Origin of the sequence: Segnochrobactrum spirostomi (assembly GCF_009600605.1) — a bacterium.
Lineage (GTDB): Bacteria > Pseudomonadota > Alphaproteobacteria > Rhizobiales > Segnochrobactraceae > Segnochrobactrum > Segnochrobactrum spirostomi.
Genome location: NZ_VWNA01000002.1, coordinates 363,018 through 376,450 on the forward strand (window position 1 = coordinate 363,018; position 13,433 = coordinate 376,450).

Genomic DNA, 13,433 nt, shown 5'->3' on the forward strand with positions numbered 1-13,433 from the left:
GATCCCGGACTGGATCGTTAGCGTCCCGCGGCGGCGGCACGGATCGGCGGCGGCTCTGCCACCGGCGCGTAGGAGCGCGGGGAGGTCGAGATGGCGCGCGACGCGAGGGCGACGGCGTCGGCGAGGCAGGTTTCGATCGGCTCGTCGCGGGCGATCGCGGCGAGGAAGCCGGCATTGAAGACGTCGCCGGCCCCGATCGTGTCGACCACCTCGACCTGCGGGGCCGGGACCGACCACGTGCCGCAGATCTTACCGGCGGCGACCGCGCCGTTCGGGCCGCATTTGACGACGGCGATGGCACCGTCGCGCATGGTGCGGGCGATGACCTCCGCCGCTGTGAGGGGCGACGGGCAGCCGGTCAGGCTCGTCGCCTCGACCTCACTGAGCAGCGCGCAATCGCTGACCGCGAGGAGCGATTGGGCGAAGGCGCGCACCGGTTCCGTCCAGCCGGCCGGGGGCCAGCCCGGATCGATCGCGACGCGGGCACCGACGCGGTGGGCGTAGTCCACGAGCCGGCCGTAGCCGGGCATCAGGGCTTCGGTTTGAAACGCGCCGGAGAGCAGCAGCCAGCCGCCGGCGAGCGGAACCTCGCGCAACGCCGCCAGCGCCTCATCGGGTCCGTAGAGCGGCAGGTGGCCGCGCGTGGTGAGGAAGGTGCGCTCGCCGTCGGGATGGGTGACGCCGATGGTCAGCGTCGTCTTGGCGTCCGTGCGTGTCCACGACACGCTGCCCGCCGGAAAGGCTTCGACGAGAAAGTCGCCGAAGCTGTCGTTGCCCCGGCTCGCGCAGAGGCGGAACGGCACCCCGAGCCCGGCCCAGGCGAGCGCCGTGTTGCCGGCCGAGCCCCCGACGCGCAATTCGTCGTGGGGCACGAAGATCTCGATGCCGACCTGCGGCCACGGCGCCACGGGGCCGAGGATCAGGTCGACATTGACGTTGCCGAGAACGACGAGCGGCTGCATCGCGATCAGTCCGCGGTGCGGCGGGCGGCGGCGATGATCGCCGCGAAGAGATCGAGGTCCGCGGCCGACTCCGCTGGCGGGGTGCGGTTCTCGGCGCCCTCGGTGGCGGCGGCGTGGAAGGCGCGCAGCTCCGCGTCGAACGGGTCCTGATAGAACGGGCCGAGCCGGGTCAGGCTGTTGTCGTGCGCCGTCGAGTGCTGCACGTCGAGCACCATCGGCAGGTTCCGCACATAAGGCGTCGGATATTCCCAGGCGAGCCGCTCGGTGCGGGTGTTGATCTCGAAGCCCGCCTCGAAGCGGACGACGTCGCCGATCATGCACTCGTAGAGCGCGGTGAAGGTGCCGTAATCGAACAGCGCGGTGATCTGCGCGCCGCCCTGCTTCACCTCCGCAGCGATCACCCGCTTCGGGCTGCCGATCAGGTCGCGCATCGCCGACAGCGAATGGGAGGAGAGGCCGGTCAGCACGCTGTAGGCGGTGCGCAGGTCGGCCGGCGCGTCGGCGCCGATGACCTTGTCCACCATGCCGGCGCGCAGGCTGCGGCTCTCGTCGAGGAGCGCCGTCGGGATGTCGCCGGGCGGCACCGCGACCTGATCGACCTGCTGGAAGAACCACGGGCCTTCGCAGATCACGTCGCGGACGCGGACATAGGTGATGGCGTCGAGCTCGGGCAGCCGCGCCTTGGCCTCGACGAAAGCCGGCGCGAAGCGGCGCATGTAGCCGACCATCGCGACCCGGTCGGACGCCTCGGCGACGGCGGAGAGCGCGGCGAGATCGTCCTTCTCGAGGCAGCACGGCTTCTCGATCAGGACGTGCTTGCCGGCCTGCAGCGCGGCCCGCGCATGGGCGCCGTGATATTGATCGGGGCTCAACACCAGCACGGCGTCGATGTCGGGCGACGCGATCAGGTCCTCGGCGGTCGCGAAGGTGCGCGCGATGCCCCAGCGCGGGCAGACGGCCGCCGCGACGGAGGGCGAGGGATCGTAGGCGCCGGCGAGCGAATAGAGATCCCCGAGCCGCTGGAGGATCGGGAGGTGGATGAGCTGGGCAACTTCCCCGAGCCCGATCAGGCCAAGTCTGAGCATGACGGATTCCGATTGCGGACGCCGCGTGCGGGAGCGGCGCCTCAGGAGCGAAGGGGCATGTCCGATGAATAAATACGAGATAGTGATTTTATCAAGCGATTTTCTGCACGGCGTTTCCGCCTCTGTTTGGTCAGCGCGGAGGCGAAAGGGTGCGATATCGGCCCCTGCTCTGCCGGTCGAACGGTGTGGACCGTGTCGGTCAGGGGCCGCCTCGGGGTGTCTCAGGGCCATTCGAGGCTGGCGCAGCGGAGCTTAATGTATTATCCAGGATTTAAACGACCCCGGAGGACATCATGAAGCTCGCGACCGCCCCCGACGCCTGGGGCGTCTGGTATGCCGAGGACCCGCGGCAGACCCCTTGGCAGCGTTATCTGGACGAGGTTCAGGAGGCCGGTTTCACCGCCACCGAGACCGGTCCGTGGGGCTATCTGCCGACCGATCCGGCCCGCCTTCAGGACGAACTCGGCCGTCGCGGCATCAGCGTTTGCGGCTCTGCACTGGTTCACCTGCTCGCGCGTCCCGATGCCATGGACAGCCTACGCCCGCGGCTCGAGCAGACCTGCGGCCTGTTGCGCGCCATGGGCGCCGAATGGGTGGTGGTGATGGACGATTCGGACCTGCCGGCGCCGGGTCAGGTCCGCGCGCTGAGCCCCGAAGCGTGGTCCACGATGATCGCCATCGTCAACGCGGCGGCGCATTACGTCACCGAGGAGCACGGCCTGTCGTTCGCCTTCCATCCCCATGTCGGTTCGGGCGTGGAGACGGAGGAGGAGGTCATCCGCCTGCTCGAGGAGACGAAACCGGACGAGGTCGGGCTCTGCTTCGATTTCGGCCACCACGCCTATACGGGGGCCGATGCCGTGGCGTTCATGAAGCGCTTCGCCGACCGCATCCCCTATTATCACTTCAAGAACGTCGATCCCGTTCTCCTCGACAAGATCCGCCGGGAGAACATCAACTTCATCGAGGGCTTCCAGTCGGGCGTCATGTGCGAGCTCGACCGGGGCATCGTCGACTTCGCGGAAGTCCGGGATTTCCTTGCCTCTCGCGGGTTCGACGGCTATGCGGTCTACGAGCAGGACATGTATCCCTGCCCGCCCGAAAAGCCTCTTCCGATCGCCCGTCACAACCGGCAAGCTCTGCGCAATCTGGGACTTTAGCCGCACCGCGCCGGGCGACGTGCGCATGAGGACAGCGCCGTGACGATCTTGGACCGGTTCGACGACGGCCTCGCCCGGGACGGAGAAGACCGGATCGCCGGCAGCCGAATCGAAGACGCGCGCATCCACAACCGGCGCCTCGTGTTCGAGACGATCTTTCAGCGCGGGCCGATCAGCCGGGTCGAGATTTCCGGCATCATCGGCCTGAAGCCGCAGACGATCTCCTCGATCACCCGCGAACTGCTCGATCAGGGGCTGATCTCGGAGGCCGGACGCTCGTCCGGCCTGCGCGGCCAGCCCCAGATCTATCTCGAGGCCCATGCCGAGGCCGGCTTCTCGATCGGCATCCACCTCGATCAGAACGTGATCGCCCTCGTCGCGCTGGACCTGAAGCGCAACGAGCGCGGCCGGCGGATGCTGCGCTGCGACACCAAGGACCCCGAACATACCGTCCGCCAGCTCGCCGATGCGATCCGCGACGTGGTCGCCGAAAGCGGCCTCCCGAAGGATCGCTGCTGGGGCATCGGCCTCGTCCTGCCGACCTTCAATTCCGACGTCTACGATTTCGATTTCTCGATCTCGCATTGGGAAGCGTGGCGCGACGTCGCCTTCGCCGATGAATTGCAGCGGCTCACCGGCTTCCCGATCCTGGTCGAGAACGACGCGACGGCGGCGGCGATCGGCGAGCGCATCCACCGTCCCGATCCGCAGGAAGCGACCTTCGTCTATTGCTATGTCGGCCACGGCACCGGGGCGGGCCTCATCATCGACGGCTATCCGTTCAAGGGCGCCGCGGGCAATGCCGGCGAGATCGGCCTGTTGCCGATCGCCGGGCTCGGGCGCAATCCGGTCTGGGCGGACGATCGGAATGCGGCGGGCGGAGCGGCCGCCGGCGGGCCGCAGGCCGGCCTCCTGTCGATCAGCGGGCTCGCGGCCGCCTGCGGGCTCGACGAGGCGCGCCTGACCGAGGACACCATCCTTGGTCTCCTGAACCAGCGTGACCATCGCCTGATGGATTGGCTCGCCTCCGCCGGCAACGTTCTGCGCGACGTCGCGACCATCATCGAGGTGATGTTCGATCCCGGCTTCATCGCGGTCGGCGGGGCCTTCCCGCGGGCGCTGATCGAACGGCTGGTCGATCGGGCCTATCCCTTACGGCCGACGCCCTCGGCCCGGCGGGACCGCATGCAACCGCGGCTCATTCCGGCGACGCTGATCGAGGATGCGGCGGTGACCGGCGCGGCGATGCTGCCGATCTTCGTCAACACCAGCCACAATTTTCGTCACCTCTATTTCCGCCAACTGCTCTCCGACGACCGGCAGGCCGAAAGCTGAGCGCGACAGGCTGAGAGGGCAAGGCTTAGGCTGGAAGACCGGAGAGAGCGCCGCGCGCCCTCACGTCCGATCGGAGCGGTGCACGGCGGCGCCGTCGCGGAACAGCGTGAAGCGGGTGATCCGCGCCGTGCAGCGGCCGCCGTCGACGAGCGGCGCATCCTTCGGCGTCTGGACCTTCCAGACGGTGCCGTCGCCGGCGACCGCCTCGATCTTCAGGAACGAGCCGTAGCTGACGATGCGGCGGACCGTGACGGCCTCGCCGCCGTCCTCGGCCGGGCTCAGCGCGATGTCCTCCGGGCGCACCGCGAGGGTCGCCTGACCGTCCGCCGCGCCACAGTCGAAGCCGATGCCGCCGATCGTGGTCCGTCCGCCGGAGAGCACGACCTCGTGCATGTTCATGTCGCCGATGAAGCCGGCGACGAACGGGGTCAGTGGGTCGGCATAGATGTCGTGGGGCGTGCCGACCTGCTCGATGCGGCCGGTGCTCATGACGACGATGCGGTCGGCGACCGACAGGGCTTCGTCCTGGCCGTGGGTGACGAACACCGTGGTGATGCCGAGCTTCTTCTGGATCTGCCGAACCTCTTCGCGCAGGCGGTCGCGCAGGTGCTGGTCGAGGCTCGCGAACGGCTCGTCCATCAGGAGGATCTTTGGCTCGAGCACGAGGCAGCGGGCGATCGCGACGCGCTGCCGCTGGCCGCCCGAAAGCTGCGCCGGCCGGCGTGCCCCATAATCGCCGAGGCCGACGAGCGCGAGCGCGTCGCCGACCTTCTTCGCCACCTCGCGCTTCGAGGTGCCGCGCAATTTCAGGCCGAACGCGATGTTCTCGAACACGTTCATGTGGTTCCACAGCGCGTGGCTCTGGAACACCATGGCGGTCGGGCGCTTCTCCGGCGGGGTGCGCGCGACGTCGACGCCGTCGATGATCACCTTGCCGCTGGTCGGGGCCTCGAAGCCGCCGATGATGCGCAGAAGCGTCGACTTGCCCGAACCCGAGGGCCCGAGCAGGCAGACGAGCTCGCCGTTGCCGATCTCGAGCGACAAGGGCTCCAGGGCGGCGACGCCGCCGAAGCGCTTGCCGAGATTTTCGAGCTTGAGCGTGGACATCAGGCTTCACGCCTCCTTAGCGCGACAAGGCGAGGCCTCAGCCACAGACCCTTCAGCCGCAAGATATTGCTTGAGCCGTGGAGATTGTCTCAGCCACCAAGACCCTTGGCGAACGCATCGCCGCCGATGACCTTGCGGGCGAGCACGATGGCGACGAGCGACGGCACCCACAGCATGACGGAGAGGACCGCGCCGTACTGCACCACCAACTGATTGTTGATCATCGACATCATCAGAAGCGGGATGGTGCGGATGCGCGGCGCGCCGACAAGCCAGGCGCCCTCCGTCTCGTAGAAGGTCCAGACGAACGCCATCAACAGCGCCGCGGCGATGGTCGGGAAGGCCTGCGGCAGGGTGATGTGGCGAAAGACCTGCCACGGCGTCGCACCGACGTCGCGGGCGGCTTCCTCCATCTCGCGGCTCACCGATTTGAAGGCCGCCGTCGGCAGCCAGATCATCAGAAGCAGCGTGTTGAGGAGCTGGATGATGACGACGCCGGTGAACGTGCCGACGAGATCGAGCGACAGGAACAGGACCGCGATCGACACGACGAGGGCGAAGCGCGGAAAGGCGTTCGCCATCAGGAACGACATCATGAACCCGGATTTGCCGGGGAAGCTCATCCGCGCGAAGGCGTAGGACGCCGGCAGGCAGATCAGCGCGGAGAGTGCCGTCACCGTGACGGAGAGCTCGATCGAGGTCCACAGCGCCGACCACACCTCGGGCCGCGACAGCACCGCGTGCCAGAACCGGAAGCCCCACTTGGTCGGCAGGACCGCCGGATAGAACCATTGTTCCGCGAGCGCCCACAGGAACACCGTGAGCACCGGCAGGACGATGAAGAACACGAGAAAGAGCAGGATCGCGTAGCCGAAGAGATCGTTGCGCCGGCTGGACAGGATCACGTCCGGTCCTCCTTCGGTCGGCGCGCGATCGAGCGCACATAAGCGAGCCCGGCGAGCGAGCAGATCAGGAAGGTGATGGTCGCCTGGGTCGAGGCCTGGAGCGGATCACGCACGCTCGCGAAGGTGCGCAGCATGAACGGCCCCATCATTTCGGGGCTGGTCGGGCCGAGCATGAACGGCATCAAGGCCTGACCGAAGAAGCCGAGGAAGTTGAGCGCGGAGGCGATCATCAGGGAATGGGTGATCTGCGGCAGGATGATGCTGACGAAGATGCGCAGCTTGGAAGCGCCGACGTCGCGCGCCGCCTCGACGGAGGCGTCCGAGATGCCGGAGAGCCCGGAAATGAGGGTGAGCAGCGTCAGCGGCATGCCGTCCCAGAGGAGGCCGATGACCGGCCCCCACGGCGTCAGGTAGGGCGAGGCATAGTCATTGATGCCGACGAGGGCGAGCAGGCTCTGCAACCAGCCGTGGGGCCCGAGATAGCGGATCAGCGCGTAGCAGATGATGATGCCCGGAACGAACATCGGAAACAGCGCCAGCCCCTGGATCACCGCGGAGAGCGGCCCGCGCGTGAAGCGCATGTAGATCGCGATCGGCAGGTTGATCGCGAGCTCCAGTGCGAGCGCCACGAACGTGGTCCACAGGGTCCGCGCGAGATTGTTCAGGCTGTAGGGGTCGGTGAAGAAGAAGATGTAGGACTTGAAGCTCACGTCGAAGCCGCCACCCGGGCGGCCGTGCACGATGGTGCCGATGATCGTGAGCGCGGCGGGATAAAACAGGAAGATCACGATGGCCGCCACCGGGATGGCGATGAACGCCAAGCCGGTGAGGCTCGATCTCAGGGAGGGTTCCGCCGCGCTCATTCTCGATCGTCTCAGCGCTGGATGTTCGACGCCACGTTACGATACCAGGCCTCGAACAGCGGCGGCTCCCAATTCGCCGGGAAGACCGGGATCGATTTCGGCGCCACCTTGGCGAACCGCTCCTGGAGCTCCTTCGCCATATATTGCCACTCGATGCTGGGGAAGCCGCCGAGATCCTCGACCACGTGGTTCTGGATGTCCGGCGAGATCACATAATCCGCGAGCTTCAGCGCGATATCGCGGTTGGCGGCGACGGTCGGGATGACGAGGCCGGAGAAGCCGCCCGAGAAGGCGAGATCCTGAAGCTGGCCGACGTCGGTGGTCGGCGGCACGACGCCCTGATTGATGGCCTGGAGGGCCATGTCGGACCACGCCACCGTCATCGAGATCGCGCCGCTCGCCAGCAACTGGATCGAGGCGGTGTTGCCGGAGGTGTATTCGCCGCCCTTGAACAGCGCCGGCTGGATGTCCTTCAGCAAGGGCCAAAGCTTGGCGAACATCGGGTCGGCGGTCGCCGGGCTGTAATTGTCGGGCTGGAACAATTCCGGCTTGTTGCCGGTCACCTCTTGCAGCGCACGCTCGATGAAGCAGGCGCCGGAATCGCCGAGATCGGGCCGGGCATAGGTGAACTGGCCCGGATTGGCCTTGATCCACTCGACGAGGGCCGGGAAGGTGGTCGGGACAGACTTCACCTTGTCGGAATTGAACAGCAGAACCACCTGCGAGCCGCGATAGGGCAGCATCGCCGGGCTCAGAATGGAGACCGGGTTGAGCTTCGAATAGTTCGACAGGCCCGCCTTGGAGAAATCGATCCAGAGGCCGGCTTCCAGCGATCCCGGCGGATAGAACGGCAGGGCCGCCTCGAGGATGTCGACCTGCGGGTCCTTCTTGGCCTGGAACGCGGCCATCGAGCGGTCGGCGAGGGCGTTCATCGCGGCGCCGACGGCCGGCACGAGGTTGAGGGTCACGCCCGGGTGGGCGGCCTCGAAGCCCGGCTTCACCGTCTGCGTCCAGAAGTCGATGACGTTGGTGTCGCTGTTGAAGAAGATGTCGATGACGTTCGGCGCCGCCGCCGCCATGCGCACGCTGCCGGCCGGCAGCGCGAGGCCGAGCCCGCCGACTGCGGAAAGCTTGAGAAAGTCCCGTCGCTTCATCTGCATTTTGATCCTCCAGGTGGCGCGCCGCCGAACCCGCCACGTCCTTGGCCACGCGCGGCGGCCGGTTCCCGCTCTTGTGCTTCGGAAGCCGACGCTTCCTTTATCGTTCGTCTCGGCACTTAAATACCTAATATGAATTATATCGGGGGTGTCAAGCGACCGATCGGGAGCGAAGGCTTGGGCCCGCGGAAACCCACTGTGTTGAGGGGCCGTTGGGCGCCGATAGCGCCGTGTTTTGCCCATCGGACGGCCCGGAGGTGCTGGCTTTTCCGAGATTCGCCGCACGGCCATGGGAGATGTGAGGGGCGCGCGGACGGTCGGCGCCGGTCTATGCTGCGCCTGCGAAGCCGGGGAAAGCTGGTCGTCGGGCCCTGCGGCGCGGTCGCTGCCCGATTATTTCTATGATACAGATTAAAGCTGCAACCGGCCGGAGGACAGCATGCGCGCTTATCGGGATCGCCAACGGACGCTCGAACAGCTTTCGCGCCACATCGCGACCTGGATCGACGAACTCGAGGCGTTCGAGCTGAAGCGCCGTGTCCCCCTCGGTCCCTTCGTCTCCACCGCTCCGGATGGCCGGCGCACCGTCCTCGATCGCGGCGAGGCCTGGCCCGACCGCTTCGGCATCCACCGCTTCGTCTCGCAAGACGCGATCACGGTGCCCGACGGAGCTGGTGTGGAGCTGCGGCTCGATTTCGGCGGCGAGACCCTGGTCCGCCTCAAAGGCGCCGAGGGCGGCGTTCTCAAGAGCTTCGCCGCCAATCCCTGCCACCGCCGCTTCGACGCGCCCCGCGGTGTGCCCTTCACCATCGAGGCGGAGGCGGCGGCGCGCGGCCTGTTCGGTGTGCCGAACCGGACGCCCCGGATCGAAACCGCCGAGATCCTCCACTTTTATCCCGAGATCCGCGCGCTGCGCCGGCTTCTCGGCGTGGTGCGCGACACCGCGGCGAGCGTCACCGACCAGGAACTCGCCCGCTCCCTCTACGAGAGCGCCGAGATCGCCCTCGCCGAGTTGCGCCTGCCGACCGCCACCGCCGAAATCGGCCCCCGCGTCGCCGACCGGACGTGGGCGCGCGATATCTGGGAGCGCAGCTTCGAGCCGACCGATGCGCCCTCCCCTCTCCCGGACACCGCCCTCGCGAGCGCGGTCGCGGCGCACGCCCGTCTCATCGACCTCGTCGCCACGCTGCGCACCGCCTATCCGAAGCAAGGCCACGTCCTGGTGACCGGCCACGCCCACATCGATTATGCGTGGCTGTGGCCGCAGCCCGAGACGGTGCGCAAGATCGTCCGCACCTTCAACAGCGTCAGCACGCTGCTCGACGCCGACCCGGACTTCCGCTTCCTGCAATCTTCCGCGCTCTATTATCGCCATGTGGAGGAAGAGGACCCGGCGCTGTTCGCCGATATCGCCCGCCACGTCGCCGCCGGACGCTGGGAGGCGATCGGCGGCATGTGGGTCGAGTGCGACACCAACATGCCCTCGGCGGAGGCCTTCCTGCGCCAGTTCCTGCTCGGCCAGACCTACCTGCGCGACCGTTTCGGGGTGACGAGCCGGGTCGCCTGGCTGCCCGACACGTTCGGCTTCACCGGCGCCATGCCGCAGATCCTGCGCCATGCCGGCATCGAGGCGCTCGTCACCATCAAGGTGTCCTGGAACGAAACCAACCGGCTCGAAGACAACCTGTTCCGCTGGCAGGGCAACGACGGCTCCCGGGTGCTCGTCCACACCTTCGACGCCTACGACAACGACGGCTACAACATGCTGATGACGCCGGCCGCCTTGTGCGAAGTCTGGCAGAAGCACGCCGCGAAGGATCTCGTTCCGAGCGTGATCGCCTCCTATGGCTGGGGCGACGGCGGCGGGGGCCCGGATCCGGATCAGATCGAGGCCCTGCCGCTCCTCAACCTGATGCCGGCGATCCCGACGGTCGAGCACGGCGCGATCGAGCCCCACGTGCTGTCCCTCTCCCGGGAGCTCGAGAATGCTGCGGTGCCGGTCTGGCAGGGCGAACTCTATCTCGAATATCACCGCGCAACCCTGACGACCCAGGGGCGCACCAAACAGTTGAACCGCCGCGCTGAGGCCGCCCTCGTCGCCGCCGAGGCGGTCTCGGTGATCGATGCCCTCGCCGGCGGCGACGCGATGGCGCCCGACCTCGCCGAGGATTGGGCGCTCTTACTGCGCAACCAGTTCCACGACATCCTGCCGGGCTCGTCGGTCCGCGAGGTCTACGAGCAGACCGAGCCGGAGCTTGCCGGCATCGTCGCACGCGCCGATGCCGTGGTGGCCGCCCGCCTCGCGGCCGTCGTCGCCCGCCGCGAGGGCGCCACGGAGGGCCTCCTCGTGGCCAACCTGTCCGGCTCGGCGAAGTCGGCGGTGCAGATCGAGAGCGACACTGCGCTTCCCGCGGCGCTCGCCCCGCAGCGCACCGCGGACGGCTATGTCACCGCGATCGACCGGGGATTATTTCCGCTCTCGCTCGGCTTCTGCGGCGCGGCGAGCCGGCGCGTGGCCACGACCGACGGGGAGGGTCTGGAGAACGACTTCGTCCGCGTCCGTCTCGACGAGCACGGCCGTGTCGCATCCCTGTTCGACAAGAGCTGCGGCCGCGAGCTGATGGCCGGCCCCGGCAACGCTCTCCTGCTCTATCGCAACGACCTGCCGCGCAATTTCGACGCCTGGGACATCGAGCCCGGCTTCGCCCTCGCCGAGGAGGAGCTGACGGCCCTCGAAAGCCGGCGCGTCACCGCGAACGGCCCCCACCTCGCCGAGATCGAGCTCGTCCGCCGCGTCTCTGCGAGCACGATCCGCCAGCGGCTGCGGCTGTGGTCGAACAGCCCGCGGCTCGAGATCGTCACCGACCTCGATTGGCACGACCGCCGCCTCTATCTGCGCGCCGCCTTCCCGCTCACCGTCCTCGCCGAGGAGGCGGTCTACGATCAGGCGATCGGCGTGCAGCGCCGCGCGACCCACGACAACACGAGCTGGCAGCGCGCTCAGTTCGAGGCCTGCGGGCACCGCTTCGTCTCGCTGTCGGAAACCGATTGGGGCGCCGCGCTCCTCTCCGCGGACAAATACGGCTTCTCCGCCAAGGGCAACACGCTGACGCTGAGCCTCGTGCGCGGGCCGATGTTCCCCGACATGCTCGCGGACGAGGGGAGTCACCGCTTCCGCTATGCCCTGCTGCCTCACGACGGGCGCTGGTGGAGCGAGGCGGTGCAGGCCGAGGCCGACCAGTTCGCTGACCCGGTGCGCGCCTGCCCCGCCCGGGGCGTCGTCGACGACGACCTCGCCCCGATCGGTCTCGGCGGTCAGCAGGTTCGCCTGCACGCCCTGAAGGCCGCGGAGGACGGCGACGGCTACGTGCTGCGTCTGTCGGAAGCCGCCGGCCGCCGCGGCTCGTTCCGCCTCGATCTCCCTGCCGGCCGCGTGCCGCGCCCGGTCGACGCCCTGGAACAGCCCCTCGACGGCGCTCCCGCTCTGGAGCGCCCGTTCGGCCTCGCCAGCCTCCGGTTCTGAGGGGGCGGTCCGCGGATGCTCAGACCTGCGTCTCGATCGCGTGGACGACGCGACGCATCGCCCCGAGATAGCGGCCCGCGGCCGCCTCGATGCTCATGGCCGAGGCGAGATACGCGAGCCCGAGGCATCCCATGAGGCCGCTGCCGCCCCGAATGGGCAGCGCGATCCCGGCCATCTTCGCCTCATCGGTCCAGGTCATGTAGTTCTGTCCGTAGCCACGCTCGACGACCTGCGCCAACAGATCGTCGAGCGCGGCGCGGTCGCGGGCGAGCCGGTATTCGGGTTGAGGCCGGCGGGCGAGCAGGTCGATGATGCTGTTCCGCTCGGTCTCCGGGCAGAAGGCGAGATAGGCCGTGCCGCTCGCCGTCTGAAGCATCGGCATGCGGCGGCCGATCATCGAGCGATGGAACGACAATTTGCTGAAGCGGTGCGTCGTCTCGCGCACCACCATCGCATCGGCGTCGAAGGTGCACAGGTCGGTCGGCCAGACCACTTCCTTCAGAAGCTCGCCGAGCAGGGGCGAGGCGAGCGCGGAGATCCAGTGCTCGTCGCGGAATCCTTCGCTGAGCTCCCGCACCCGAAGGTTCAGGCAATAGCGCCCGTCGGACTCGCTCCGGCGCACGTAGCCGTCCGTCTGCAAGGTCTCCAGCAGGCGTTGAACCGTCGTCCGGTGCAGCTTCGTCAGTTCCGCGAGCCGGCTGACGCTGGCGCCCCCGTCGACGCGGTTCAGCGCATTGAGCACCGCGAGGCCACGGCTGAGACCACGGACCGGCTTGTAGGGGCTTTGTTCCGGCATCACGCCCAAGCCTTTGACATGACTTTCATTATCTTGCGGGCGCGGCCCAGACGGCGGCCAAGTGCGCGGCTGACCGAGGCGCGGCCCTGGGCGCCACCAAGACGTAAGCAGCGGGTCGCGTCCCGTCCAGGGCCTCGGCAAGGGGCGCTCCAAGGTTCCGTCCCTCGCTGATCGTTGTGCACCAGGTGCACAGCCGAGCTGTTTCGTATTCCATCCGGGCCCACGTCGCCCCTACACTCTCCTTGTTCAAAATAAAGAACGCGACCAGGCGGGAGGAGGAAGCCACGCATTGCGATCGGCTGCCCGTTGCCATGGTCGAGGGAGACGTCATGTCAGTCAAACTCAAGTGCCTCTCGCACACGCCGCTGCGTGGGCTCAACGATCCGTCTGCGCAGGTCACGGCCGAGGTCGACGCCGTGCTTGCCGCGGCCCGCGCCGAGGTCGAGAAATTCGATCCGGAGCTGATCGTTATCTTCGCACCCGATCACTATAACGGCCTCTTCTACGATCTGATGCCGCCGTTCGTGATCGCGACCCACG

11 protein-coding genes are annotated in these 13,433 nt (G+C 67.8%); 3 read left to right on the forward strand and 8 right to left on the reverse strand.

All coding sequences use genetic code 11. The features are described from left to right. Nucleotides 1–17: 17 nt before the first annotated feature. A complete protein-coding gene (locus F0357_RS20175) occupies nucleotides 18–962 on the reverse strand; it encodes a carbohydrate kinase family protein (RefSeq protein WP_153488562.1) in 945 nt (314 codons plus the stop codon). A gap of 5 nt (nucleotides 963–967) precedes the next feature. Next, nucleotides 968–2,047 carry a Gfo/Idh/MocA family protein gene (locus F0357_RS20180; RefSeq protein ID WP_153488566.1) on the reverse strand — a complete coding sequence of 360 codons (1,080 nt, stop codon included), beginning with the start codon at nucleotides 2,045–2,047 and terminating at the stop codon, nucleotides 968–970. Nucleotides 2,048–2,340: 293 nt separating this feature from the next. Here F0357_RS20180 and F0357_RS20185 point away from each other — a divergent pair, with 293 nt between their 5' ends. Continuing rightward, a complete protein-coding gene (locus tag F0357_RS20185) occupies nucleotides 2,341–3,207 on the forward strand; it encodes a sugar phosphate isomerase/epimerase family protein (protein ID WP_153488570.1) in 867 nt (288 codons plus the stop codon). Between the two features lie 39 nt (nucleotides 3,208–3,246). Further along, nucleotides 3,247–4,542 (forward strand): ROK family protein, encoded by a 1,296-nt coding sequence (locus F0357_RS20190; RefSeq protein WP_312861753.1) that lies wholly within the window; start codon nucleotides 3,247–3,249, stop codon nucleotides 4,540–4,542. A gap of 60 nt (nucleotides 4,543–4,602) precedes the next feature. Here the strand turns inward: F0357_RS20190 and F0357_RS20195 are convergent, their stop codons facing one another. The 4 genes from F0357_RS20195 to F0357_RS20210 form a co-directional block, all read right to left on the reverse strand. After that, nucleotides 4,603–5,649 carry an ABC transporter ATP-binding protein gene (locus tag F0357_RS20195; RefSeq protein WP_153488575.1) on the reverse strand — a complete coding sequence of 349 codons (1,047 nt, stop codon included), beginning with the start codon at nucleotides 5,647–5,649 and terminating at the stop codon, nucleotides 4,603–4,605. Between the two features lie 89 nt (nucleotides 5,650–5,738). After that, on the reverse strand, nucleotides 5,739–6,554 hold the full coding sequence (locus F0357_RS20200; protein WP_376767844.1) for an ABC transporter permease: 816 nt from the start codon (nucleotides 6,552–6,554) through the stop codon (nucleotides 5,739–5,741). Then, entirely contained in the window at nucleotides 6,551–7,417 is an 867-nt protein-coding gene (locus F0357_RS20205; protein ID WP_153488579.1) for an ABC transporter permease, read from the reverse strand. Before F0357_RS20205 ends, F0357_RS20200 begins: the two co-directional genes overlap by 4 nt. Before the next feature lie 11 nt (nucleotides 7,418–7,428). Beyond that, the gene (locus tag F0357_RS20210; RefSeq protein ID WP_153488583.1) at nucleotides 7,429–8,577 is read right to left on the reverse strand and encodes a substrate-binding domain-containing protein; all 1,149 of its coding nucleotides are present in this window, start codon (nucleotides 8,575–8,577) and stop codon (nucleotides 7,429–7,431) included. A 436-nt stretch (nucleotides 8,578–9,013) separates the two neighbouring features. Here F0357_RS20210 and F0357_RS20215 point away from each other — a divergent pair, with 436 nt between their 5' ends. Continuing rightward, entirely contained in the window at nucleotides 9,014–12,097 is a 3,084-nt protein-coding gene (locus F0357_RS20215) for an alpha-mannosidase (protein ID WP_153488587.1), read from the forward strand. Nucleotides 12,098–12,116: 19 nt separating this feature from the next. Here F0357_RS20215 and F0357_RS20220 read toward each other — a convergent pair whose 3' ends face one another. Together F0357_RS20220 and F0357_RS25535 are read right to left on the reverse strand one after the other, a co-directional pair. After that, complete coding sequence (locus tag F0357_RS20220) at nucleotides 12,117–12,893, reverse strand: DNA-binding transcriptional regulator (protein ID WP_153488599.1); 777 nt, start codon at nucleotides 12,891–12,893, stop codon at nucleotides 12,117–12,119. Nucleotides 12,894–13,225: 332 nt separating this feature from the next. Further along, nucleotides 13,226–13,432 (reverse strand): hypothetical protein, encoded by a 207-nt coding sequence (locus F0357_RS25535; RefSeq protein WP_376767845.1) that lies wholly within the window; start codon nucleotides 13,430–13,432, stop codon nucleotides 13,226–13,228. Nucleotide 13,433 lies beyond the last annotated feature (1 nt).